The 24379-nt window shown below is 70.7% G+C and carries 15 protein-coding genes; 6 read left to right on the top strand and 9 right to left on the bottom strand.

All coding sequences use genetic code 11. The features are described from left to right. Positions 1-4: 4 nt before the first annotated feature. From EIZ45_RS33275 to EIZ45_RS33265, 3 genes are read left to right on the top strand one after another with little or no spacing between them, the layout of a single operon-like run. Positions 5-9838: a non-ribosomal peptide synthetase gene (locus tag EIZ45_RS33275; RefSeq protein WP_134666582.1), complete on the top strand. Its 9834-nt coding sequence runs from the start codon at positions 5-7 to the stop codon at positions 9836-9838. 41 nt (positions 9839-9879) lie between these two features. Beyond that, positions 9880-11190 carry a DHA2 family efflux MFS transporter permease subunit gene (locus EIZ45_RS33270; protein WP_134666687.1) on the top strand — a complete coding sequence of 437 codons (1311 nt, stop codon included), beginning with the start codon at positions 9880-9882 and terminating at the stop codon, positions 11188-11190. Further along, positions 11191-12192 (top strand): 3-deoxy-7-phosphoheptulonate synthase, encoded by a 1002-nt coding sequence (locus EIZ45_RS33265; protein ID WP_134666584.1) that lies wholly within the window; start codon positions 11191-11193, stop codon positions 12190-12192. A gap of 299 nt (positions 12193-12491) precedes the next feature. Here the strand turns inward: EIZ45_RS33265 and EIZ45_RS33260 are convergent, their stop codons facing one another. The 3 genes from EIZ45_RS33260 to EIZ45_RS33250 form a co-directional block, all read right to left on the bottom strand. Continuing rightward, entirely contained in the window at positions 12492-13280 is a 789-nt protein-coding gene (locus EIZ45_RS33260) for a phosphotransferase (protein WP_167756621.1), read from the bottom strand. An 85-nt stretch (positions 13281-13365) separates the two neighbouring features. Beyond that, positions 13366-13836, bottom strand: a complete 471-nt coding sequence (locus EIZ45_RS33255) for a hypothetical protein (RefSeq protein WP_134666588.1) — start codon at positions 13834-13836, stop codon at positions 13366-13368. Between the two features lie 162 nt (positions 13837-13998). Then, entirely contained in the window at positions 13999-14250 is a 252-nt protein-coding gene (locus tag EIZ45_RS33250) for a hypothetical protein (RefSeq protein ID WP_240690780.1), read from the bottom strand. A 90-nt stretch (positions 14251-14340) separates the two neighbouring features. Between EIZ45_RS33250 and EIZ45_RS33245 the strand changes: the two genes are divergently transcribed. Continuing rightward, positions 14341-15462, top strand: coding sequence for a helix-turn-helix domain-containing protein (locus tag EIZ45_RS33245; RefSeq protein ID WP_134666590.1), 1122 nt, complete (start codon positions 14341-14343; stop codon positions 15460-15462). Between the two features lie 115 nt (positions 15463-15577). Here the strand turns inward: EIZ45_RS33245 and EIZ45_RS33240 are convergent, their stop codons facing one another. Then, positions 15578-16408, bottom strand: coding sequence for a LuxR C-terminal-related transcriptional regulator (locus tag EIZ45_RS33240; protein ID WP_037819805.1), 831 nt, complete (start codon positions 16406-16408; stop codon positions 15578-15580). A gap of 214 nt (positions 16409-16622) precedes the next feature. On the opposite strand from EIZ45_RS33240, the gene EIZ45_RS33235 reads away from it, so the two are divergent. Beyond that, positions 16623-18251 (top strand): AMP-binding protein, encoded by a 1629-nt coding sequence (locus tag EIZ45_RS33235; protein ID WP_134666592.1) that lies wholly within the window; start codon positions 16623-16625, stop codon positions 18249-18251. Positions 18252-18282: 31 nt separating this feature from the next. Further along, positions 18283-19164: an SDR family oxidoreductase gene (locus tag EIZ45_RS33230; RefSeq protein WP_134666594.1), complete on the top strand. Its 882-nt coding sequence runs from the start codon at positions 18283-18285 to the stop codon at positions 19162-19164. Positions 19165-19193: 29 nt separating this feature from the next. Here the strand turns inward: EIZ45_RS33230 and EIZ45_RS33225 are convergent, their stop codons facing one another. The 5 genes from EIZ45_RS33225 to EIZ45_RS33205 are packed head-to-tail and all read right to left on the bottom strand — an operon-like array spanning position 19194 to position 24367. Further along, positions 19194-20159, bottom strand: coding sequence for a nitronate monooxygenase family protein (locus tag EIZ45_RS33225; RefSeq protein ID WP_134666596.1), 966 nt, complete (start codon positions 20157-20159; stop codon positions 19194-19196). Further along, complete coding sequence (locus EIZ45_RS33220; RefSeq protein ID WP_134666598.1) at positions 20156-21727, bottom strand: AMP-binding protein; 1572 nt, start codon at positions 21725-21727, stop codon at positions 20156-20158. Before EIZ45_RS33220 ends, EIZ45_RS33225 begins: the two co-directional genes overlap by 4 nt. After that, positions 21724-22464, bottom strand: coding sequence for an enoyl-CoA hydratase/isomerase family protein (locus EIZ45_RS33215; RefSeq protein ID WP_134666600.1), 741 nt, complete (start codon positions 22462-22464; stop codon positions 21724-21726). Before EIZ45_RS33215 ends, EIZ45_RS33220 begins: the two co-directional genes overlap by 4 nt. Next, positions 22464-23654 (bottom strand): CaiB/BaiF CoA-transferase family protein, encoded by a 1191-nt coding sequence (locus EIZ45_RS33210; protein ID WP_134736093.1) that lies wholly within the window; start codon positions 23652-23654, stop codon positions 22464-22466. Before EIZ45_RS33210 ends, EIZ45_RS33215 begins: the two co-directional genes overlap by 1 nt. Beyond that, positions 23651-24367: an enoyl-CoA hydratase/isomerase family protein gene (locus EIZ45_RS33205; protein WP_235146769.1), complete on the bottom strand. Its 717-nt coding sequence runs from the start codon at positions 24365-24367 to the stop codon at positions 23651-23653. The genes EIZ45_RS33210 and EIZ45_RS33205 overlap by 4 nt, the downstream gene beginning before the upstream one ends. Positions 24368-24379 lie beyond the last annotated feature (12 nt).

Genomic DNA, 24379 nt, shown 5'->3' with positions numbered 1-24379 from the left:
CCAGTTGAGCACCGCACTCGCCGCTCTCGAACTGACCAGCGCCCAGCTGGGCATCTGGAACGCGCAGCGGCTGGAACCGGATTCGCCGTACTACGTCGTGGGCGACGTCGTGGAAATCTCCGGCACGCCGGTCGACCTCGCGGCGCTGGCCGAGGCGATCCGAGCGACCGCCGAGGAGGCCGAAAGCCTGCGGCTGCGGGTGCACGACACCCCGGACGGGCCGCGGCAAACCGTGTCCGCTGAGCCGGTGCCGTTGCCGGAAGTCGTTGATCTGCAAGGGGAACCGGATCCGCTCGCCGCGGCGCACGCGCGGGTCGCGGCGGAGCGGCAGCGGGTGGCCGAGGCGTGCCGCGGGATGCTGGACCGGGCGTTGTTCTCGCACGTGATCCTCCGGCTTTCCGACACGGAAGTGTGGTTCACCCAGCTCGGCCACCACCTGGTGTTCGACGGCTACACCGCCGCGATGCTCGCTCGCCGCACGGCTGCCCGGTACACCGCGGCGGTGCGGGGCGAAGAGGCGTCGCCGTCCACGTTCGGCCGGTTCGCGGATCTCGTCGAAGCCGACCGCGAGTACCGGATGAGCGAACGGTTCGCCAAGGACCGCGCGTACTGGTGCGATCGGTTCACGCCGATGCCGGAGCTGGCCGACGACGCGAGCGCGGCCGGGCTGCCGGAAGCGACGTTCACCGCGCGCGCCGAACTCACCGCGGACGAGGTCGCCGGGCTGGGCGAACTGGGGAAGCGCGCGGGGACGACCTGGGGCGACGCGCTGATCGCGTGTTACGCGGCGTTCCTGCACCGGGTGCTCGGGACGGCGGACGTCGTGTTCGCGGTGCCGTTGATGTGCCGGGTCGGCGCGGCGTTGCGGACCCCGGCGATGGCGGTCAACGTGCTGCCGTTGCGGGTGCAGGTGCAGCCGGGCGATCGTCCGGAGGAGCTGACCGCGCGGGTCGCGCAGGCGTTGCGGGAGATGCGCGCGCACCAGCGGTACCGGGGCGAAAATCTGCCGCAGGATCTGGCGGTGCCCGGCGCGGGTGCGCTGCTGCACGGCCGCGGGATCAACCTCAAGGCGTTCGATTTGGAGCTGGCGTTCGGCGAGGCGCGCGGGACGATGCGGAACGTCGCGGGCGGGCCGCCGGAGGACATGGGGCTCAGCGTGCTCCCGACCGCTGGCGGCGGGCTGCTGCTGGGCTTCGAGGTCGACGCGCGTTCGCAGGACCAGGCTGGCGTCGACGCGCAGCTCACCGCGTTGAAGTCGTTGATCTCCGCGTTCACGAGTGCGGACGCGCCGGTGGTCGGCGGGGTGGACCTGGTGCCGGACGTCGACGCGTTGCTTGCCGAATGGTCGACTCCCGCGGTTTCCCCGACCGGAGAAGGGTTCCTGGACGGGCTCGACGGGCAGACCGCGCTGGTCTGCGGGGACGAGCGGCTCACCGGCGACGAGGTGCGGGACCGGGTGCACCGGCTGGCGCGGGCGTTGCGGGCGCGGGGCGTCGGAGCGGACGACGTGGTGGCGCTGGCGTTGCCGCGGTCGGTCGATCTGGTGGTGGCGCTGCTGGCGGTGCTCGACGCGGGGGCTGCGTTCCTGCCGCTGGACCTGGCGCATCCGGCGGAACGGCTGCGCTCGCTGGTCGCCGAGGTGACCCCGAAACTCGTCGTGACGGATTCGGACCTGCTGCCGGACGTGCCGCAGCTGCGGCTGGACGATCCGGCGGTACGGGAGGAAATCGCCGGGTACTCGGCAGTGGGGGAGCAGGTAGACCGGCATCCGGAAAGCCTCGCGTACGTCATCTTCACCTCGGGCTCCACTGGGCAGCCGAAGGGAGTGCTGGTCCGGTCCGGCGGGCTGGAGACGTTGCTGCGGAACCATCGCGCGACCACGGTGGCCGAGACCGCGCAGGGGCGGCGGCTCCGCGTCGCGCACACGTACTCCTTCGCCTTCGACTCGGCGATCGAGCAGCTGCTGTGGATGCTCTGCGGGCACGAATTACACGTCTATGACACGGAAACCGCGCGCGACGTCGATGCGCTGCACGCCGCGTTCGTACGCGACCAGATCGACGTCATCGACACGACTCCGTCGATGGCAGCTCCGTTGCTGGACGCGGGGTCGCTCGACCCGGCGTTGCTGGTGCTCGGCGGCGAGGCGACGTCACCGGCGTTGTGGCAGCGGGTCGCTTCGTCCGGAATCCGCGCGCGGAACATCTACGGCCCGACTGAGGCCACTGTGGACGGTGCCAGCGCGCCGATCACCGGGGACGAGCCGGTGATCGGGTTCGCGGTGCCCGGGACGCGGGCGTACGTGCTCGATGCCGCGCTGCGGCCGGTGCTGCCGGGCAGCCGCGGGGAGTTGTACCTCGCCGGACCGCATCTGGCGCGTGGTTATCTCGGTCGTCCGGGCGGGACGGCGGAGCGGTTCGTCGCCGATCCGTTCGGGCCGCCGGGGGAACGGATGTACCGCACCGGCGACGTCGTGCGCTGGGTGCCGGGCCGGGGGCTGGAGTATCTGGGGCGGCGCGACGGTCAGGTCAAGATTCGCGGCCACCGCGTGGAGTTGGGCGAGGTCGAGGGCGCGCTTGGCGCGGTACCCGGCGTGCGGGCTGCCGCGGCTGCGGTGCGCGGACCCCGGCTGGTCGGGTATGTCGTCGGCTCCGGGCTGGTTGCGGAGGACGTTCGGGCCACGCTCGCGGAGCGGTTGCCGGAGGCGATGGTTCCGGCCGCGGTCGTGGTGCTGGACGAACTTCCGGTGACCAGCAACGGAAAACTCGACCGGGCCGCGCTGCCCGCGCCTGCGGCGGCCGAGGGCGGACGGGAACCGCGGACCGAACGGGAACGGTTGCTGTGCGCGGCGATCGCCGAGGTGATCGGCGTGGAGCGGGTCGCGGTCGACGACGATTTCTTCGCCCTCGGCGGCGACAGCATCACCGCGATCAGCGTGAGCAGCCGGCTGCGGGCGCACGGGCTGGACCTCCGGCCGCGGGATTTGCTGGCGCGGCGCAGTTTCGCGGCGTTGGCGGCGGCGAGCCGGGATCTGTCCGAACCGGACAGTGAACCGGACGAGCCGATCGGCGAGGTTCCGGCGCCGCCGATCGTGCGGACGTTGTTCGACCTGAATCCGGATCTGGACGCGATTGTCGGCTATGCACAGTGGACAGTGCTCCGCGTGGACGGCCCGGTGCCGGGGCTGCGCGAAGGCGTGCAGGCGATTCTTGACCACCACGACGTGTTGCGGCTTCGCGTCGAACCTGATGGATCGTTGGTGATCCGGCCGCGGGGCGCAGTCTCGGCGTCGGTCAGCGAGGCGACAGGGAGTCCGGCTGAAGTAGCCGAACGGCTGGCGTCCGAATTGGACCCGCGCGCCGGGGAGATGCTGCGCGTCGCGCTGGTCGGGGACCAGTTGGTGATCGTCGTGCACCACCTGGCGATCGACGGGGTTTCGTGGCGCATCTTGCTACCTGATCTGCAGACGGCGTGCGAGGGTGGAGTGCTCGAGCCCGTGCGCAATTCCTGGCGACGACACGTGTTGGCGCTCGCTGAACAAGGGACGAGTGGCGCGCGGCGCGGTGAACTCGACTACTGGCGGTCGACGCGGAAGAGCAAGCTCGACCCGACGCGCGACACCGTTGCCACCGCGCATCGTTCGGTCACCGTCGCCACCGAAGAGGAAAGCGCGGCGATTCTCACGACGCTGCCCGCCGCCTACCGTGCGGGTGTCGACGAGGTGCTGCTCGCCGCGCTCGTGCTGACCCTGCGCGGCGACGAAGACGTGCTCACCGTCACGATGGAGGGCCACGGCCGCGAAGGGCTGGACCTCGCCCGGACCGTCGGCTGGTTCACCGCCGAATACCCGGTCCACATTGAACTGTCCGGTGTGGACACGCTCGACCGGTTGCTGCGCGCGGTCAAGGAAGCGCGGCGCGCGGTGCCGGACGGCGGGATCGGGTTCGGCATCCTGCGGTACCTGGACCCGGGGGCCGGGTCCGCGCCGGAGATGCCGGACGTCCTGCTCAACTACCTCGGCCGGTTCAGTCCGCTGTCCGGCGGCTGGCAGCTGCCGGACGAGGATCCGTTCGCCGTGATCGAGCCGCCCGCCAAGGCGTTGGAGCAGGTCCTGGCGCTGAACTGCTTCGTCCGCGAGGAAGGCGTGCCGCGGATCGCCGTCGAATGGACCGCCGCGAGCCGGGTTTTGCAGCCGGAAGAGGTCGAACGCCTCCAGGAAGCCTGGTCGACCGCGCTGGCCGCGTTGGCGGCGCACGCGCGGGAGAACACCGGCGGGCTCACTCCGTCGGACCTTCCGCTCGTCACGCTCACCCAGCACGATATCGACGCGCTTGAACAGCAGGGCCCGGTCGCCGACGTCCTGCCCGCGACGCCCCTGCAGGCCGGGCTGTCGTTCCACACGCTGACGCGGGGCGGGCCCGACGTCTACACCGTGCAAGCGGTGACCCACCTCGAAGGACGGCTTGCTCCGGAACGGATGCGAGCCGCCGCCGCGGAGCTGCTGCGACGGCATCCGGCGCTGCGCGTCCACCTGCACACGACAGCGGCGGGCGAGGTCGTGCAGGTCGTGCCTGCCGACGTGCACCTGGACTGGCGGCACGTCGAGCACCCGGAGAGCGCCGAGGACGAATGCGCGGCCGAGCTGGCCCGGCCGTTCGACCCGGCGGTACCGCCGCTGATCCGGTTCCTGCTCATCACCCTCGGCGCGGCCGAGCATCGGCTGGTGCTGACGATCCATCACGCGCTCCTCGACGGCTGGTCGATGCCGCTCGTCGGCCGCGCCCTGCTGGCCACTTACGCCGAACTCGACGGCGGTCCGGCCGCTCCGGTCGCGCCGCCGCTCGCCGAGTACCACCGGGTGCTGGCCGCCCGCGATCACGACGCGGCGGTCGAGGCCTGGCAGACCGCGTTGGCCGGGTTGGAAGAAGGAACGCGGCTGGCCCCGGCGACCGCGGGGTCCGCTTCGGACCGTCCACAACGGATCTGGGTCGGGCTCGGCGCCGAGTTCAGCGAACGGCTGCGCGGCTTCGCGCGGGAACGCGGCGTGACGCCGACGGCGGTGTTCCAGACGGCGTGGGGCGTGCTGCTGGCGCGGCTCACCGGACGCCAGGACGTGGTGTTCGGCTGCCCGGTGTCCGGTCGTCCGTCCGACGTTCCGGGCGTGGAAGCGATGATCGGCCAGCTCGGCACGACCATCCCGGTGCGCGTGGCGTTCGCCCCGTCCGATCCGGCGTCGGCGGTGCTGACGCGCGTGCAGGACGAGAACGCGCGGCTCACCGACCACCATCACCTCGGGCTGCCGGACATCCAGCGCGCGGCGGGCGTCGGCGATCTGTTCGACACGATGCTGGTCATGGAGAACTTCCCGCTCTCCAGCCGGGAACGCGAACCGCTCGCGCCCGGGCTCGACCTCGTCGGCGTCGACATCACCGACGCGACGCACTATCCGCTGACCGTGATCGTGCTGCCCGGCGACGAGATCTCGATCGGCCTCGGCTACCAGCCGCAGGCCTTCGACGAGCCGACTGTGCAGGCCTACGGTCGCTGGCTGACGACTCTGCTGCACGAGCTCGTGGCCGACCCGCAGCAGCCGGTCGCGCGGCTGCGCTCCCTTGGCACGGAAGAGGAAGCGGCTCTCATTCGGCAAGGAACCGGACCTGAGCCGCGGCGGGAAGCCGGTACCTGTCTGGAGGAATTCGCCCGCTGGGCCCGGGAAACTCCAGACGCCGAAGCCGTCGTGTGCCGAGACCGCCGCCTGACTTACGCGGAACTGGACCGGAAGGCGAACCAGCTCGCGCACGCGTTGCGCGCCGCCGGGGTCCGTGAACAGGACCCGGTCGCGGTGCTGCTGGAACGCGACATAGACCTGGTGGTTGCGCTGTTCGGCGTGCTCAAGGCGGGTGCGGTGCACGTGCCGATGGACCCGACGTACCCTGCGGAACGCCTGGCGCATCTGGTGAAAGACAGCGCGCCCGCAGCGGTCGTGTCCACTTCGGATCCCGGCTTCGGCATCCCGATGATCGATCCGGGGGTCCTCAATGGACCGTCTACTTGGGACGACGTCGTTCCGTCGCCGGACTCGCTGGCGTACGTGATCTACACGTCCGGCACCACCGGAAAGCCGAAGGGCGTCGCGGTCACCCATCGCGGCATTCCGAGCCTCGTCGCGCTGCAGGAGGACATCGTCGGCATCCGGCACGGCGAGCGGTACCTGCACTTCGCGTCCACGAGTTTCGACGTCTCCTACTGGCAGTTCTTCCTGCCGTTGCTGTCCGGCGGCACCTCGGTGATCGCGCCGGAGGAGGTCCGCGGGTCCGGCGACGATCTGCTCGCCTACGCGGCCGAGCACCGCGTGACCGGGCTGAACCTGCTGCCGTCGTTCCTGTCCGCGATGCCGGACGACGCGACGGTGGACCCGGAGGTGTTCTTCGTGGTCGGCGCCGAACGGCTCGACCCGGAGCTGGCGCACCGCTGGGGCGACCGGCGCGCGCTGTTCAACGCCTACGGTCCGACCGAGGTCACCATCAACTCCGTGACCTGGGTGTACTCCGCCGACGATCCGGGTCCGCTGCCGATCGGACGGCCGGACCCGCAGGTGCGGGCGTATGTGCTGGACGCGGGGCTGCGGCCGGTCGGGGCCGGCGTCACCGGCGAGCTGTACCTCGCCGGGCCGAAGCTCGCCCGTGGCTACGTGAACCGGCCGGGGCAGACCGCGGAACGGTTCGTGGCCGACCCGTTCGGTGCGCCCGGCGACCGGATGTACCGCACCGGCGACCTCGTGCGCTGGCGGCCGGACGGGCAGCTGGTGTTCCTCGGCCGTGCCGACCACCAGGTCAAACTGCGCGGGTTCCGGATCGAGCCGGGCGAGATCGAATCGGCGCTGGCACGGCATCCGGACGTGCGGGCCGCGGTCGTGCTCGTCCGGGAGGACCGGCCGGGGGACCGGCGGCTGGTCGGCTACGTCGTGCCGGTCGACGGCGCGGACCCGGATCCTGCTGCGCTGCGCGAGTATCTGTCCGCCGAACTGCCCGCGCACATGGTGCCGTCGGCGGTGCTCGCGCTGGAACGGCTGCCTCTCGGGCCCAGCGGCAAGCTCGACCGGGCAGCGCTGCCCGCGCCCGGTCCGCGCAACATCGCCGCGGCGCGGCAACCGGCGACGGAAGCGGAAACCGTGTTGCTGCAGGTGGTTCGGGAGCTGCTCGGCCCGGACGTCACGATCGACGACGGGTTCCTCGACGCCGGCGGCGACAGTATCGCGTCGCTCCGGCTGGTCGCGCGTGCTCGCCGCGAGGGCCTGCACCTGACCGCACGGGACGTCTTCGAGGGCGGCACGATCGCCGGGATCGCGGCGCGGTGCAGCGCGGAAACCGTGGTGGTGTCGCCGGATCTCACGCCCGCGGTCGGGGACGCGCCGCTGACGCCCATCATGCGTCAGCTGCTGGAACGCACTGGCTCGGACGCCGACAGCTTCTGTCAGTGGGTCGAAGTGTGCGTGCCGTCCGGCGGTGACGTGCCGAAGTGGCGGGCGGCGCTCGACGCGGTCCTCGAACGACACGACGTGCTGCGGTCGCACTTGGCCGACGACGTATTGCGCGTTCCGGAACCAGGCACAGTGACCGGGGCGGACGTGCTGATGGTGGTCCCGGCGGGCGAGGACGCGGACCTTCGCGCGCTGCTGGACGAGCAGATCGCGGCTGTCCGTTCTGCGATGGACCCGCGAACCGGGCCGATGCTGCGGGCGGTCTGGGTGGATGCCGGTCCGTCGCGTCCGGGGCGGCTCGCGCTGGTCGCGCACCATCTCGTGGTGGACGCGGTCTCGTGGCGGATCCTCCTCGACGACCTCGAGCAGGCGTATCTCGGCCGCCAGCTGCCGGATCGCGGGCCGTCGTTCCTCGGCTGGGCACGCGCGCTGGTCGCGGCCAAGCCGGCGCGGCAGCTGGAAAGCCCGCACTGGCAACGGATCGCGGCGACGGCCCGTCCGGTCAGCGGGACTGCGCGGCACCACGAGATCGAGGTGTCGGAAGAGATCACGCAGGCGGTGCTGACGACGCTGCCGGGCGCGTACCGGACGGGTCCGGACGCCGTGCTGATCACCGCGTTCGCGCGGGCTTACCGTGCCTGGCGCGGTTCGGAGCTGCTGGTCGCACTGGAGAGCCACGGCCGTCCGGACCACACGCCGGACTTCGCCGGGGCCGTCGATCTGTCCCGGACGGTCGGCTGGTTCACCGCGATGTACCCGGCACGGATCGCGCCGCCTGCCGGCGAGACGGCGATCGCCGCGGTCCGCGACCAGCTCCGGGCCGCGGGCGACGGGCTCGGGTTCGGGATCCTCGGCGGAACCTCGACCGGAGCGGACGTCAGCTGGAACTACCTCGGCCGCTTCGAGGCAGCGCCACAGGCGGAGACGCCCTGGCAGCGGCCGCCGGACGCCGATCCGCTCGGCTCGGCGGGAGGACCGCTCGGGCACGCGCTGATGGTGAACGCGATGGTGCGCGACGAGCGGCTGGCGGCGCGGTTCACCTGGCCGTCCTCGGAGTTCAGCGCGGACGAGGTCGCCGCGCTGGGAGCGGCGTTCCAGGCGGAACTCGCTGCGCTGGCCGCCGAGGTACCGGCTGGCGAGCTGCTCCCGTTGACGCCGCTGCAGGAGCTGATCCTGCGCGAATCGCGGGCAGCCGACGAGGATCCGTACCCGGTGCAGGCGGCGTTTTCGCTGGCCGGAGCGCTGGATCTGGCTGCGTTGGCGGCCGCGGCGAACGCGCTGGTGCGGCGGCATCCGAACCTGGGCGCGGTCTTCCCGGGCGGGCACGAGGTGCAGGTGCTGCCGGCGGAACCGCAGGTCGGCTTCCGGGTGCGCGAGGTGTCCGGGAACGTCGAGCAGCTGCTCGCGGAAGACCTCGCCGAGCGGTTCGACCTCGCTGCGGGGCCGCTGCTGCGGGTCACCGTGCTCCGGCACGGTCCGGACCGGCACGAACTCGTGCTCACCAGCCATCACCTGCTGTCCGACGGCTGGTCGGCGCCGCGGATCCTGGCCGAATTGTTCGCCGGGTACTCCGGCGAGCCGCTGCCGGAGGCGGTGCCGGTGTCGCGGTACACACGGTGGCTCGCGGCGCGCGACCACGCGGTCAGCGGGCACGCGTGGCGGACGGAACTGGCTGATCTGCCGTCGCGGAAACTCCTGACTGGGCAGCCCGCGGCGGTCGAGCCCGAACTGTTCACTGTGGACGCTGCGCTCGTCGCTTCGCTGACGCAAGCCGGTGCCCGACACGGGGTCACGGCAGGAACGTTGCTACAGGGCGCTTGGGCTGCAGTGCTCGCGGCTCGGGCCGGGGTCACCGATGTTGCTTTCGGCGCGATGGTTTCCGGTCGGACGTCCGAAGTGGACGGTGTCGAGGAGATCCTCGGGCTGCTCGCCAACACGGTTCCGGTGCGGGTGCGGTTTGCCGGAACCGTGGGGGAGACCCTGGTGGAAACCCAGGCCCGGCAACAGGAACTGCTCGCGCACCAGCACGTCGGACTGGCCGAATTGGCTGCCTTGACCGGTCAGGACCGGTTGTTCGACAGCCTCGTCGTGTTCGAGAACTACCCGGTGGACCCGGCGAAACTGCGTGAACCGGCCCCCGGGCTGGCGATAACCGGGACCCGGTTCCGCGAGCGCACTCATTACCCGATGACGGTCACCGTCGTGCCCGAACTCGCGGGCGGCTGGTCCGGCATTTTCGGTTACCAGGACGGGATTCTCTCGGCCGCGGAAGCCAAGTCGCTGGTCGCGGACCTGCTGCGGTTCCTCGGCGAGCTTCCGGCGCGGCTGGACGAGGACGCGGCCGAGTGGCTGCGCTGAACCTGTGGCGGACCGCGTTCGTGCTCGTGCTGGGCACGTTCATGGCGACGCTCGACAGCACGATCGTCTCGGTCGGCGTGGAGACGCTGGCGGAGCGGTTCGACGCGTCCGTCACGGAGGTCCAGTGGGTCACCACGGCGTATCTGCTCGCGGTGGTGACCGCCGTGCCCGCGTCCGGCTGGCTGGCCGCGCGGTTCGGCGGGCGGCGGACCTGGCTGACCGCGGTGGTCGTGTTCGTGGCGGCGTCGCTGTTGTGCGGGATGGCGGGTTCGCTGCCGATGCTGGTCGCGTTCCGGGTGCTGCAAGGGCTGGCAGGCGGGTTGCTGCCGCCGACCGGACAGGCGCTGCTGGCGCGCGCGGCCGGGCCGGAGCGGATCGGGCGGCTGATCAGCGTCGTCGGCGTGGTGCCGTTGCTGTCGCCGGTGCTGGGCCCGCTGGCGAGCGGGGCGATTCTCGACGTCGCGGACTGGCCGTGGCTGTTCTACGTCAACCTGCCGGTCGGTGCCGTCGCTGTTCTGCTGGGGCTGCGGTATGTCGCGGCGGACCAGCCGACTGATCCGCGAGAGCCGTTCGATTTCCGTGGTGCCGCTTTGCTTTCCCCGGGGTTGGCCGCGGTGGTGTTCGGGCTGACCGGATTCTCCGACGGATATCCGCAATGGCTTTCCGCCACGGCGGTCGTGCTGGGTTTGCTGATGCTGGCCGCGTTCGTCCGGCATGGATTGCGAGCGCGGGCACCTTTGCTGGATCCGCGTTTGTTCACGCGACCACCATTCGGAGCTGCGGCGTTGGCGCTGGTCGTGCTGGGCGCTTCGGTGTTCGGGACGATGTTTCTGCTGCCGTTGTATCTGCGCCGCGGTGCCGGACTGGGTGCGTGGGACACCGGATTGCTGTTGGTACCACAGGGAATCGGTGCGGCAGCGGGGTCGATGCTGGTGCATCGGCTGGTGGATCGGCTGGCACCGCGGACGCTCGTGGTGTCCGGAATCGGCTTCGTGGCGCTCGGAACCGCAGCATTCACGCAGCTGGGTCCCGAGCTTCCGGATGTTGTGTTGGTCATTTCCTTGTTGCTGCGCGGATTCGGGGCGGCGATGATCAGTGCACCGGTGCTGGCGCTGGTGTATCGCAGCCTGGAGAACACCCAGCTGCCGAAAGCGGCTGGTGCGTTGAATTTGCTGAACACTCTGGGCGGTTCGGTCGGGACCGCTGTGCTCGCGCTGGTGTTGCAGAACCGGCTGGCCGCACGGGGCGCGGATGTCGCGGCGGCCTTCGCGGACACGTTCTGGTGGGTGCTCGGGCTGGTCGTGGTGGCGGTTGCCGGGGCGGCGAGGCTGCCCAAGGAAAGGAGCCGGTAGATGCAGGACACGTTGCCCAGCCCGGTGGAGGTGACGGCGGGAGCCGCGCCGGACGTCGCCCGGCACCGCGAAACGGTCTCGGCGGTGCTGGACCGGCGCGATCCGCGGCTGCTGGTGATCGTGGGTCCGTGCTCGGTGCACGATCCCTCGGCGGCGCTGGAATACGCGGAGCTGCTCGCTGGTATGTCAGCTCGGTACGCCGACGATCTTGTGGTGGTATTGCGGGCATATCTGGAGAAACCGCGGTCGGTGACCGGGTGGACCGGCTTCCTGCCGGACCCGACGCTGGACGGCAAAGGCGATCTCGCCACCGGGGTCCGGCTGGGGCGGCAGTTCTTGCTCGACGCGGCCTCGACCGGGTTGCCGCTGGCGTACGAGTTCGTGGATCCGGTGCTGGCGCCGTATGTCGCGGACACGGTGAGCTGGGGCGCGATCGGGGCGCGGACGGTCGCCAGCCAGCCGCACCGGCAGCTGGCGTCGTGGTTGCCGATGCCGATCGGGATGAAGAACTGCGTGTCCGGACGGCTGGGACCCGCGGTGGACGCGATCCGCGCGGCCGGGGCGGCGCACGCGTTCCCGGGACTCGGCGTCGACGGACGGATGAAAACCTTGCGCAGCACCGGAAATCCGGACGCGCACCTCGTCCTGCGCGGCGGCCCGGCACCGAACTACGACGCGGCGTCGGTCGCCGAGGCGATGAAGGTGCTCGGGGAGGCGGGATTGCCGCGAAGAGCGGTGGTCGACGCCTCGCACGGGAACAGCGGGAAGGACCACAACCGGCAGCCCGGCGTGGTGGCCGACGTGGCGGAGCAGGTCCGCGACGGCGCGGCGGTGGCCGGGGTGATGATCGAGTCGTATCTGCGGGACGGGGCACAGGATCCGGAACGGGTGCCCGCCGATCGGGCGGTGAGCCGGACGGACGCTTGTCTCGGGTGGGAGCGGACGGTGCCGCTGCTGGAGACGCTGGCTCTGGCCGCCCGCGATCGGGCAGTGCGGGTCTGATCGCCGCGGAGGGCGGTCCGTGAAGGGCTCCTTTGAGGCTGCAACGCCCTGACATGGGGGGAGCACGCTAGCTGGCCTCTCCTACACGGACGTCGATTGGCGGGCCGCGGGGCATCCTCGGCGATTTGTTGGTGACGGAGCCGGCGCGGCGTCGGCTGCGCATCGATGTTCTGCGCGCATCGGATGCACGGCCACTGGCGCGCACCCTTGTGCAGTGACAGTCTGTTTCGGACTCCCGTGCTCGTTCACGGCGGAAGCCCGCTGGTCGCCGCCGAGGGCACCTCTTTGCACTTCCGAGATCAAGAGCCCAGTCGGTGCCGGACGTACTGCCGGGCAACGTCGGTGAGCCCCGGGAACGCGCCACGGTAGGCCCACATTCCGAAGGTCAGCACCGCGTATGCGGTCACCGCGTCGGCGGGGGCGTCTCGGTACGCCGGGATGGCGTTCGCCCATTCTTCGGCCTGGTGCGGGGTGTGGCCCTCGGCGGTGAGTCGCAGCACTAACGCGGCAGGGTCAAGCCATGGCGCGCCGATGCTCGACCACGCCCAGTCGACGATCCGCGCGCGGTCGGAGACGAGGATGTTGAGCGGGTGCATGTCGCCGTGCACGAGGCTGTTGCCGTTGACGGCCTCGATCCCGCGTCGCTCCCAGTCCAGCAGTTCGGGCAGGTGGTCCTTGTCCCAGCTGTCAAGTTCGCGGTCCGATTTGGACAGTCGACGCCACGGGGCGGACCATGCCCACTGGTCCGTGGCCTGCTCCAGTTCGACGGGGGACGGCGTCAGCTCCCGTGTCATCGCGGCTACGGTCTCGGCGACCATCGGGAGGTCGGGCGAGCCCGGCGCGAGGCTGGGGTGATGCCCGGTGACGGCCTCGAATCCGAGCACGTGCCACCCGTCGGCGGTCACTTCCCAGAGGAGACGCGGCGCAGCAGAGTTCGGCCGGGCCCCGACCCGTGCTTCCGTCTGCTGCGCCCGCGCTCGCCGTGTGCCGGTCAGTACGCCCTTGACGAAGCAAGGGCCTTGCGCGGTCTGGAGCGTTGCCAGGAAATCGGAGTTCCGGCCGTTGTCCGGGGAAGCCGTCGCGGCCACGGCACCCGTCCGTTCTTCGATCGCTCGCCGGACAGCGGTGGGAAGGTTCGCCCATTCCTGGCTGGCCAATGTCTGCCTCTTCGGTCTAGCTCCGCGCGGGAGACGGGGGCGGGTCGTCGGTGCAGCCGTTCTTGCATTGGGAGCACTTGGCGCATTTCGCCGCGCCAGTGAACCACAGGGGATTGTCCACCACGAACCCCGCCGCCCGGATCGCGTCGGTGGTTCGGCGCATCATGTCGACGAGCGGAACGTCCCCGGTTTCGTCGCTGTCATTCGGGACGTGGTGGATGAAACTTCCGGAAATCCGCTCGCAGAATTCCGCGTATTCGTGCGTGTGCAGAATGAACGTGTGCCATCCGATGTCGACGGTTTCGCTCGGTGCGAGGGGGCGACTGGTCCGGGCGCACGCCGCAAGGAACGCAAGCGCCTGGTCCATGACTCGTCCCGCGTACTCCAGAGAAACGACGTTCTCGTTCGAGATGCGGGCCCGGAGCCTGCGGAACAAGTCCTCCGGGATGAGCCCCTGCCCGGTCATGTCCTCTACCGCAACAGTCATATGCGAACATCCTTCCGATCTAGTTGCATCCGTTGCTTTGCGTGCCAACGGAAACTCGGCGGTCGCCGCCGGGCCACTGCAGTCCGGCGGTCTTTTTCGTTGCCGCGCATGGAACCCGGCCGGTGCGGAGCGTGTCGGGGAACGTCCGCACCGGCCGGGCGATCAGGGGAGAGAGTGCGGCAGCGGCGTGGCCGCAAGGCACCTCATGCACGGCATCCCGGCGGGCCCGTCGCACCATTCCAGGTCGCCGCTCCAGAACTCCGCACCGCAGAGCGCGACTATGCCGCCGGGATAGTTGGCCGGTTCCGGGAACACGTGCATGACGCGCAACGTCTCGCGGACCGTGCCCGGGAGCGGTCTCCCCAGCATGATCCGCGCGGTCATCGTCTGCCCCTCGTGTCCGTACCAGCCCATGCCCTCTACCTTCGGGACCAGCCGGACCGATGAACAGACGCTTGCCGTCTACCGTCGTCTACAGTCAATGGCGAGCACAGGGGGTGGCGGATGGACGACCTCGCAGCACGGCTCCGGCGCGCACGCACCGATGCCGGGATGAGCCTCGCGGCTTTAGCCGCCCGTACCCACTTCAGCAAGCCGCTGCTCGGATTGCTCGAAACCGGGAAACGCACGATCAGCCCGGAACACGTAGTTGCCTACTCCCGTGCCCTGTGCGTGCCCGTGACGGCTCTGTACGGGGCGCCGGACGACCCGTTGCGCGTCGCGCACGAATGGCTGGTGTCCGAGACCCCCGCAGCCCGGCACACGGCCGCCGGGCGACGCGTCGGCTCCAGCCTCGCCACCGAACTAGAGGAACGCGTGGTCGAGTTGCGCCACCTCGACGACGTGATCGGCGGGGGCGACCTCATCCCGCTCGTGCGTCGCGAACTCGGCGACGCCGAACGCGTGGTGAACGAGGCCAGCTACGACGACGACACCGGCCGCCGCCTGCTCACCGCAGTCGGCGAACTCGCGCAGCTCGCCGGATGGGTCGCCAGCGACGCCGGACAGTACGCCGAAGCACAACACGTGTACCTGTCCGGCGTGTCCGCCGCCCGCGACGCCGGAAACCGGGCACTCGCCGGGCAACTCCTGTCCAGCCTCAGCTACCAGATGGCGAACGTCGGCGACCCGGCCGACGCCGCCCTGCTCGCCCGGTCAGCCGTCGCCGGGGCCGACGACGCCACCCCCGTAGTCCGCGCACTGCTGCTGGAGCGGGTCGCGTGGGCATCCGCCCGGTCCCGCGACACCGACGGCGCCCGCCGCACCCTCGACGCCGTAGACGACGCCTACGCCGCCCGCAGCACCGGCACGGAGGAACCGGAATGGGTGTACTGGCTCGACCGGAACGAAATCGACGTGATGGCCGGACGCTGCCTCATCGAACTGGGCGAACCGGCACGCGCGGAACCCCTCATCACCCACGCCGTGGACGCCTACGCACCCGAGCACACCCGCGAAGTGGGGCTCTACCGCACGTGGATCGCCGAGGCGTACGCCCGTTCCGGCGAACTCGACGCCGCCCGCTCCGCCTTGCGCGCCGCCCGCAAGGCAGGCGACGGAGTCAACTCGACCCGGCTGGCCACCCGCGTCGAACAGATCTCCCGACTCGTCGGCGCGGACACGTAACCGGCGTCCCCGGTGCGAATCCGGTACAGACGACAACGGCAAACATCCCTCAACGCCGACAGCCGTTGAGGGGTGCTTTAGCTGGTCAAACGGGGCGCAACTAGAGGCCACCAGGTCAGGGCAGCAGATTGGCTCGGCGGGCGGCGTTGACGGCCTGGAGGCGGGTCTTCGCGTCCAGCTTCCGCATCGCGTTGCGCAGGTAGCTTTTCACCGTCTCCGGGCCCAAGCCGAGCGCCGCCGCGATGTCCGCGTTCGTCTGCCCCGCCGCGGCCCCTTCGAGGACATCCAATTCGCGCGCCGACAAGGACGGCCCGCGGACCGGGTCGCCGGTCAGGGACTGGCACACCGCGTCGATGCGGGCGCGCAGTTCCGGGTCGGCGACCGCGGCGGCGATCCGGCGAAGCTCCGCGTGGCTTTCCCGGAGCGCTTCGAGCTCGGCCGGTTTCCCGGACGGCGCGGCTTCCGGTTCCGGGGCGAGCAGCTCCAGCCGCCGGCGCACTTCTGCGCGCACCGCCAGCTCCTGCTCCAGGTCACGGGCCACTTCGACCATCGCGGTGACCGACCGGTCGCCGAAGCGGACGTGCTCGCGGACCGCGCCGTAGAGCACCGCCCGGACCGTCCGGTGCACGATCACCGGCACCGCCATCACCGAGCGCACGCCCTCGGCCTTGACCGCCCGGTCGAAGTGGTGGCTGATCGCGTCGCTGGTGTAGTAGTCCGGCAGCACCACCGGTTTCCGCACGCCGATCGCGCGCCCGCCGAGGCCCTTGCCCTCCGCGACGACGAGGCCGAGCAGCGACGTGGTGGTGTTGCCGAGCAGTTCGGTCATCCGCAGCCGCTTGCCGTCCACGACCTCGCCGCCGAACGACAGCGGCACCCCCGCCGCGCTGCGCAGCCGGGCCAGGGCGCGGCGCACTTCGGCGGTGGTCTCGGCGGCACTCGTCACGGCAGGCACCCCACTTCGGCGGCACGGGAGGCTCCGGCAGGAGGTGCGATTCTACCCAGCGGCGCCGCCGTTGTCGCCGTGCACGGGTCGAAACGCCTGGTCAGAGCACCGGCCGCGCCGGCTGGCGCGACCACCCCTGTTCGGGGGTGGTCGGCTGGCTGACCTGCGGTGACGATGTGCCGACACCGGCCGACGATGACCGTGGAGCAGCCCCGTGAGCCCTGAACGCACCATGTTCGACCTGTTGCAGACCTATGCCGCGCCGGACGCGGACGCGACCCGCCTGCTGTGCGGGCGGCATCCGGCCGACGCCGTCGCGTTCACCCTGGTCGAGGCCGACCTCAGCAGCCGCGACCTCACGTACGGCCAGCTCGAGGCCGCTTCCGCGCGGTTCGCCGCCGCGCTGGCCGCGCACGGTGTGCGTCCCGGCGACCGGGTCGCGACGCTCATGGGCAAGTCCGCCGAACTGGTCACCGCGCTGCTCGCGATCTGGCGGCTCGGCGCGGTCCACGTGCCGCTGTTCACCGCGTTCGCGCCGCCCGCGATCGCGCAGCGGATCGTCGGCAACGGGACCCGCGTCGTCGTGGTCGACGCAGGTCAGCGCGCCAAACTCGAGCCCGGCGACGACCTGCCCGCCGACCAGTCGCGGATCATCGTGACGACCGGCGAAGCGTCCGGCGGCGATCTGTCGTTCGAGGCGCTGCTGGACGAACCGCACCCGCTGCCCGACCCGGTCGCGGTCGGCGGCGACGGCACGCTGGTGGAGATCTTCACCTCCGGCACGACCGGCACCCCGAAGGCGGTGCCGGTGCCGCTGCGCGGACTCGCCGGAATCCACTCCTACCAGGAGTTCGGCCTCGACCAGACCGACGAGGACGTCTTCTGGAACGCCGCCGACCCGGGCTGGGCGTACGGGCTGTACTTCGCGTTGCTCGGCCCGCTCGCGACCGGACGGCGCAGCATCCTGCTGCACGCCGGGTTCAGCCCCGAGCTGACCTGGCAGGTGCTCGAACGCTTCGGCGTCACCAACTTCACCGCCGGCCCCACGGTGTACCGCGCGCTGCGCAGCTCGGGCCTGCCGGTGCCGGCCGGCCTGCGGCTGCGGCACTGCTCGTCGGCCGGGGAGCCGCTGACGCCGGACGTCGTGACCTGGGCCGAGGAGGTCCTCGGCTGCCCGGTGCGCGACCACTACGGCCAGACCGAAACCGGCATGGTCGTCGGCAACGCCTGGCATCCGCACCTGATCGCACCGGTCAAGACCGGTTCGATGGGACGGCCGCTGCCCGGGTTCGCCGTCGAGGTGCTGAAGGCGGGCAGCGACGAGATCGCGGAGGTCGGCGAGACCGGCCGCGTCGCGATCGACGTGTCCGCCAGCCCGCTGATGCCGTTCTCCGGCTACCGCGACGCCCCCGAGCGGACCGCGGAACGCTTCAGCGCCGACGGCCGCTGGTACTACACCGGCGACATCGCCGCCCGAGACCGCGACGGCTACCTCACCTTCGGCTCCCGCGACGACGACGTGATTCTCATGGCGGGCTACCGGATCGGCCCGTTCGAGGTGGAAAGCGCGCTGACGCAACACGAAGCCGTCGCGGAAGCCGCGGTGATCGGCGCGCCGGACGAGCTGCGCGGGGAACTGGTGGTGGCCTACGTCGTGCTGAACCCCGGTGCCGAGGCGTCGGACGAGCTGGTCGACGAGCTGAAGCAGACGGTCAAAACCCGCCTGGCCGCGCATGTTTATCCGCGGCGCATCCACTTCGTGGCGGAACTCCCGAAGACGCCGAGCGGCAAGATCCAGCGCTTCGCCTTGCGGGGCCGGGAACTGAGCACCGCTTCGAGCTGAGTTTTCCGGCGGCCGGTGCCACACTGGTCCGATGCCGCCTGATCTGCACGGCCGGGTCGCCCTCGTCGCGGGGGCGACCCGCGGTGCCGGGCGGGGCATCGCCGCCGCGCTCGGCGAGGCCGGAGCGACCGTGATCTGCACCGGGCGCAGCAGCCGTCTCGAACTTAGGCGTTCGGATTACGCGCGGCCGGAGACGGTCGAGGAAACCGCTTCACTGGTATCCCAGCTCGGCGGGGTCGGCGTTCCGTTCGTCGCCGATCACCTGGACCACGACGACGTCCGCCGGCTGGCCGCTTTCGTCCGTGCTGAATACGGGCAGCTTCACGTGCTGGTCAACGACATCTGGGGCGCGGAGCGGCTCAAAGGCGGCCCGGCGGACTGGAACACGCCGGTGTGGGAACACGATCTCGACGCGGGTTTGCGGATTCTGCGGCTGGGCGTCGAGACGCATCTCGTGACGTCGCATTTCCTGCTGCCGCTGATGATCCGCGAGCCGGGCGGCTTGGTAGTTGAGGTGACCGACGGGACTTCGGCGCACAATGCTTCGCGCTACCGGATTTCGGTGTTTTACGACCTGGCCAAGGCTTCGGTGAACCGGCTGGCGTTCTCGCAGGGCCATGAACTCGCCGCTTACGGCGGGACGGCTGTCGCGGTGACGCCGGGGTGGCTGCGGTCGGAGATGATGCTCGACGCTTACGGGGTCACTGAGGAGAACTGGCGCTCGGCTTTGGCGACGGGGGCTCCTGCCGGGTTCGCGGAGTCGGAATCGCCGCGGTACGTAGGCCGCGGGGTGGCGGCGATGGCGGCGGATCCGGCGCGGGAACGGTGGAATCAGCGGTCGGTGAGTTCGGCGGAGCTGGCGCGGGAGTACGGGGTGACGGATGTGGACGGGCGGCAGCCGGACAGCTGGTGACATCCTCACGACACCAGATCCGGTGGCGGTCAGGCACCAGCGAGTCTCGGCAGGCCGCGCACTACGGCCGCATACTCCGCCGTGATCCGCGAGACAATCTCCGCTGCCGGAAGGATTTCCGTGACCAGCCCAGCCGACTGTCCGGCCTCCACCTTCCCCGTCGCGACATCGCCGTGCAGGGCAGCATCCTTCAAGGAAGAAGCCTGAAAAACCTTGCGCCGCAATGACTCCTCAGCACCGGAAGCTTCCAGTTCAGCCATCCGCGCGGTGAAATCGTTCGACAGTGCGCGAATCACCCCGAGCCCATGACCAACCGTCCGCGTGTCATCGACACCGGCGGCCACCACGGCCTCCTGATAAGCAGGGTGCACAGTAGCCTCGGAACTTGCCAGGAACCGGGTCCCGAACTGGCCCGCACCGGCGCCCAAGGCCAGCATCGCGGCCAGACCGGCACCATCGGCAACCCCGCCGGAGGCGATCACGGGGAGCGAAGGCACGGCCGAAACCACAGCGCGCACCAAAACCTGCGTCGTGACCATCCCCGGCGGCGGGTGTCCGCCTGCCTCGGCGCCGACTACCACCAAACCGTCGACACCGGCGGCAGCGGCCTTCAAGGCATGCGAGACACCGGCGACGACGTGCAGGCACCGGGTGCCGACGGCGTGGAACCGGTCCAAATACCGTCGTGGGCCGCCCTGGGAGGCGATCAGCACGGGAGGGCGGCGGGCGAGCAGGAGGTCGATCACCTCGTCGGCGCCAGCCCGGTAGAGCGGCAGGTTCACTGCCCACGGACGGTCGGTTCCGGCGGCCATTTCGTCCAGTACCCGCGCCAGATCGGGCAAGCGCATCGGACCGGCGGCGACGACACCCAGGCCGCCAGCATTGGACACAGCCAAGGGTAAAGCCGAGGACGACGAGGCCCACGACATCCCGGCCTGGATGATGGGCAGGTCCAAGTTCAGCAGATCGGTGACTGAAGTACGCAGCCGCGTCATGAGTTCTCCAGCAGGGCTCGGGCATAGCGAGCCAGTTGGTTCTTCTGCACCTTGGCGCTGGCGGTCATGCCGATCGCCTCGAAACCGTCCACAATGCGCAGATGCCGTGGGACTTTGAAGCCTGCTAAACGTTCTTTCGCCCACGCAAGCAGGTCTTCTTCCGAAATGCCCGGCGCAGTCAGGACGACGAAAGCGAAAGGCACTTCGATCAATCGCTCGTCGGGGACGCCGACGACGGCGGCCTGGCGGACGGCGGGATGCCGGTGCAGCACGTCCTCGACATCGGCGGGCGCGACGTTCTCCCCGCCCACCCGGATGATTTCCTTGGTGCGGCCGGTGAAATGGAACCGGCCCGAGTCGTCGAGCAAACCGACGTCTCCGGTGGACAGCCAACCTTCGGCGTCGATGGTTTCGGCGGTCCGCACGGGGTCGTCCAGGTAGCCTTGCATGACGTTCCAGCCCCGCACCAGCACCGAGCCGGGTTCGCCGGGGGCGCAGTCGCGGGTGTCGTCCAAGGCCCGGATGCGGATTTCCACTCCTGGTTCGGGGGCCATGGCTCCGGAGGCGCGGATTTTTTCCGGTTCCCACCACGCGGATTGGGCGACATTCGGAGACGCTTCGGAAAGTCCGTACCCGGCAACGCATTCGCGCGCGCCGAGTTCGTCGATGACGCGACGGACGACGGTGGGGGAGGCGGCGACCCACGCGCCGCGCAGGGAGAGGCGGCGGCGCGGGCGGTCGGGGTGGTTGAGCAGGAGCAGGGCGATGGTGTCGTTGCCGGAGAAGTGCGTGCAGCGCTCGGCTTCCAGCAAGCGCAACGCTTCCGCTGGCTCGAACTTCGGCATCGTCACCAAAGTGGTGGCGTGTTGCAGGGAAGCCAGCACCGACAGGGTGCTTCCGGCGACGTGGAAGAACGGGCGCGCGGAATGGAACCGGTCGCCGGGGCGCAAACCCATGCGGGCGCCGGAAAAGAAAGCGTCGGCGCACATGCTGCGGTGGGTCAGGAGAACGCCTTTGGGACGCGACGTCGTCCCGGAGGTGTATTGCACGAGAAGGAGATCGTCCGGCGTGGCAACGGGTTCAGCGGGAGAACCGGCGGCCAGGAAATCGGTCCAGCTGTCTTGGCCCAGGATGATGATCCGCTGCAGAGAAGGCAGAGTCGCGCAGCCGGGTTCAATACCGGCGTCGGAGAACAGCGCGGGGAAGTCGACGTTCAAGACGCGCTCGGCGGCGAACAGCGTGCTGACGCCGGAGTGCGCAAGCGTGTAGTGCACCTCGTCGGCGGTGAAGCGCGTGTTCACCGGGACGACTAGCGCGCCAAGAGAACCCAACGCCAGGAACAGCGTGACCCACTCGGGAGTATTGCCCAGGCAGAGCCCGACCCGGGAGCCCCGGCCGATCCCGGCGGCGGCCAGCGCGCCGCGCACCCGGGCGACCTCGGTGGCCAGTTCCCGGTAGGTGATCCGGGCCTCGGCGGTGACGACGGCCTCGACGTCGGGGGCCAGGAGCGCGGCCCGGGCGAGGGCGTCCTGGACGGTGAGCGGGCAGGCGGTGCGCAGGTCGGTCATCGGGTCTCTCCAGTGAACCGGGCGACGCCGTCGCGCCAGCTGCCGTCGGCGAGGTTCTGTTCGATGGCGGACATTTCGATCCGGATGCCGCGGTCCAGGTCGGTTTCCGAACCCAGGTCCACCGCCCGTTTGGTCAGGGCGATCGCGCCGGGCGGGGCGGCGGCAATGGCGGCGGCCACCTCGGTTGCGGCGGCAGCGAGGTCGGGGACGACACGGTTGACCAGGCCGAGCGCAGCGGCTTCGGCGGCGGGCAAAGGCGTGTTGGTGAACAACAGTTCCTTGGCCCGCCGTTTGCCGATGGCTCGCTGGAGCCGTTGGGTCGCGCCGACCGTGCCCCAATGCGGTTCAGGGAAACGAAAAACGGTGCCCGTGGCGGCGAGGGCGAAGTCGGCGGCGAGGGTGATTTCCCCGCCGGAGCCGACGACGGTTCCGTGCACCAACGCGACAACGGGACAGCGGCAGGCCTCGATCGCCGCGTAAGCCGCGAAGGACGCGACTCGGCGGCGGCGCACCCAAGCGGCGTCCTTGCCGGTCCGTTCCTTCAAGTCCGCCCCGGCGCAGAAGACCGGACCGGCACCGCTGAGCAGAACTACCCGGGCGTCTGAGATATCAACGGCGTCGAAGGCTTCCTTCAGCGCGTGGCACATCGCGAGGTCCACGGCATTGCGCGCCGAGGGCCGGGCCAGTTCTACGCGGGCGATTCCGTCGGTGACATCCAGCGTCACGCGTTCGTTCATCAGATCACTCCCGCGGCCCGCAGGCCCTCGATCTCATCGTCCGACAGTCCCGCCAGGTCGCGCAGCACGACGTCGGTGTCCGCGCCGAGCACCGGGGGCGTCCCCGGCGCCGGAGCGTCTCCGGAAGTCTCGCGCAACGGCGTCCGCAGCGCTGGGAACGAGCCTTCGACGGGATGCGTGAACTCCCCGACGACCCCCCGCGCGACGGCGTGCGGGTCGGCCAGCGCCTCGCGGACCGAACGCACCGCGCCAGCGGGGACCTCGGCCGCCTGCAGTTCTTTGACCAGCTGGTCCCGGTCGTGCTGGGCGATCGCGCCGCGCAGCGCCTTCATGACGCGCGCGCGGTGTTCGACGCGACCCGCGTTGTGCGCCAGCGAAGGGTCAGCGGCCAAAGTGGACAATCCGAGCACGGCGCACAGCGGCTGCCAATGCTGGTCGCTGCCGCTGATGTGCAGCCATTCGCCGTCCCCGGCCTGGAACGCCGCCGACGGCACCCGCCCCGGATGCTCGGTCCCGGTGCGGACCGGGTCCTCGCCGAGCGCGAACAGCCGCGCGGCGTTCAGGGCGTGCAGGCTGAGCTGGACGTCCATCATGGCGACGTCGAGGTGCCGGCCGCGACCGTCGGACGAACGCCCGGCGAGCCCGGTCAGCACGGCGATCACCACCCACAGCCCGGACGTCAGGTCCGCCACCGGCACCCCGGTTTTCGCGGGCGGACCAGCGGGATCGCCGGTCATCGCCATCACGCCGGACAGCGCCTGGAACACCGTGTCGTAGCCCTTGCGGTGCGCGTCCGGACCGGTCTGGCCGAAGCCGGTCGCGGACACCAGCACGAGGTCCGGGTTCGCCGCGGACAGCTCCGCGTAGCCGAGACCGAGCCGGTCGAGCGTGCCGGGCAGGAAGTTCTCCACGACGACGTCGGCGCGCGCGGCCAGCTTCCGCACGATGTCGCGGCCGCGCGGGTCCTTCAAGTCCACAGTGACCGATTGCTTGCCGCGGTTGAAGGCGAAGAAGTACGCGCTCTCGCCGTGCGGCAGCCGGGGTTCGAAGCCGCGGGTTTCGTCGCCGGTGCCAGGGCGTTCGACCTTGATCACGGTCGCGCCGAGTTCGGCGAGGATCTGGGTGGCCAGCGGCGCGGCGAGGACCCGCGAGAGGTCCAGGACCGTGACTCCGGCGAGCGGGCCGGTCATGAGCGGAACCCGCGCATCAGGGCGTTGACGTCCTGGCCGGCGCGCATCGCGGCGTCCGTCGGCAGGTCCGCGACCCGGTAGAAGAGGTCCTTCGCGGCGGCGAGCGCCCGAGGTTCGACCGAGGCCCAGCGCAGCGCGACGGCGAGCGCGGCGGGCACGATCTCGGCAGGTTCGACCACCTGGTTCACCAGCCCGTACGACAGGGCTTCCGCGGCGGTGAGCAGCCGGCCGGTGCTGACCAGCTCGAACGCCAGCTTCCGGCCCAGGTGCCGGACCAGCCCGGTCATCACCAGCGCGGGCACGATCGAATGCTTCAGCTCGGGGTAGCCGAACTTGAGGTCGGACCCGGCGACCACCAGGTCCGCCCCGATCGCCAGCCCGGCGCCGCCGCCGACCGCCGCCCCGCGCACCGCGCTGACGACCGGGACCGGCAGCTGCTGCATGCGCGTCTGCAGCCGGGCGGTGAGCGCGGCACGCTCGAGAACGGCCTCCGGCTGGTCCGGCGTGAGCGACGAGAACTCGTTCAGATCGGCCCCGGCGCAGAACCCGCGCCCGGCCCCGGTCACAACGACAGCGCGGACGCTCGGGTCTCGGCCAGCTTCGTCAAGCGCGGTGTCGAGAGCGCGGGTGAGCGCGGTGTCGAGCGCGTTGAGTTTGTCCGGCCGGTTCAACGTGAGGACGCGGACGGCGTCGTGATTTTCAGTCAGCAGCACAGGTTTCTCCCC

Origin of the sequence: Amycolatopsis sp. CFH S0740 (genome assembly GCF_004522315.1) — a bacterium.
GTDB lineage: Bacteria > Actinomycetota > Actinomycetes > Mycobacteriales > Pseudonocardiaceae > Amycolatopsis > Amycolatopsis nivea.
The sequence above is the reverse complement of the archived record's forward strand: the minus strand, read 5'-3'. Positions and strand labels throughout refer to the sequence as shown.

Coding starts and splice junctions, on each gene's coding strand:
- EIZ45_RS33250 (WP_240690780.1), bottom strand. CDS start 14,250: ATGGGCTGGTACGGACACGAGGGGCAGACGATGACCGCGCGGATCATG.
- EIZ45_RS33245 (WP_134666590.1), top strand. CDS start 14,341: ATGGACGACCTCGCAGCACGGCTCCGGCGCGCACGCACCGATGCCGGG.
- EIZ45_RS33225 (WP_134666596.1), bottom strand. CDS start 20,159: ATGACGCGGCTGCGTACTTCAGTCACCGATCTGCTGAACTTGGACCTG.
- EIZ45_RS33255 (WP_134666588.1), bottom strand. CDS start 13,836: ATGACTGTTGCGGTAGAGGACATGACCGGGCAGGGGCTCATCCCGGAG.
- EIZ45_RS33230 (WP_134666594.1), top strand. CDS start 18,283: ATGCCGCCTGATCTGCACGGCCGGGTCGCCCTCGTCGCGGGGGCGACC.
- EIZ45_RS33210 (WP_134736093.1), bottom strand. CDS start 23,654: ATGACCGGCCCGCTCGCCGGAGTCACGGTCCTGGACCTCTCGCGGGTC.
- EIZ45_RS33215 (WP_134666600.1), bottom strand. CDS start 22,464: ATGAACGAACGCGTGACGCTGGATGTCACCGACGGAATCGCCCGCGTA.
- EIZ45_RS33270 (WP_134666687.1), top strand. CDS start 9,880: ATGGCGACGCTCGACAGCACGATCGTCTCGGTCGGCGTGGAGACGCTG.
- EIZ45_RS33265 (WP_134666584.1), top strand. CDS start 11,191: ATGCAGGACACGTTGCCCAGCCCGGTGGAGGTGACGGCGGGAGCCGCG.
- EIZ45_RS33220 (WP_134666598.1), bottom strand. CDS start 21,727: ATGACCGACCTGCGCACCGCCTGCCCGCTCACCGTCCAGGACGCCCTC.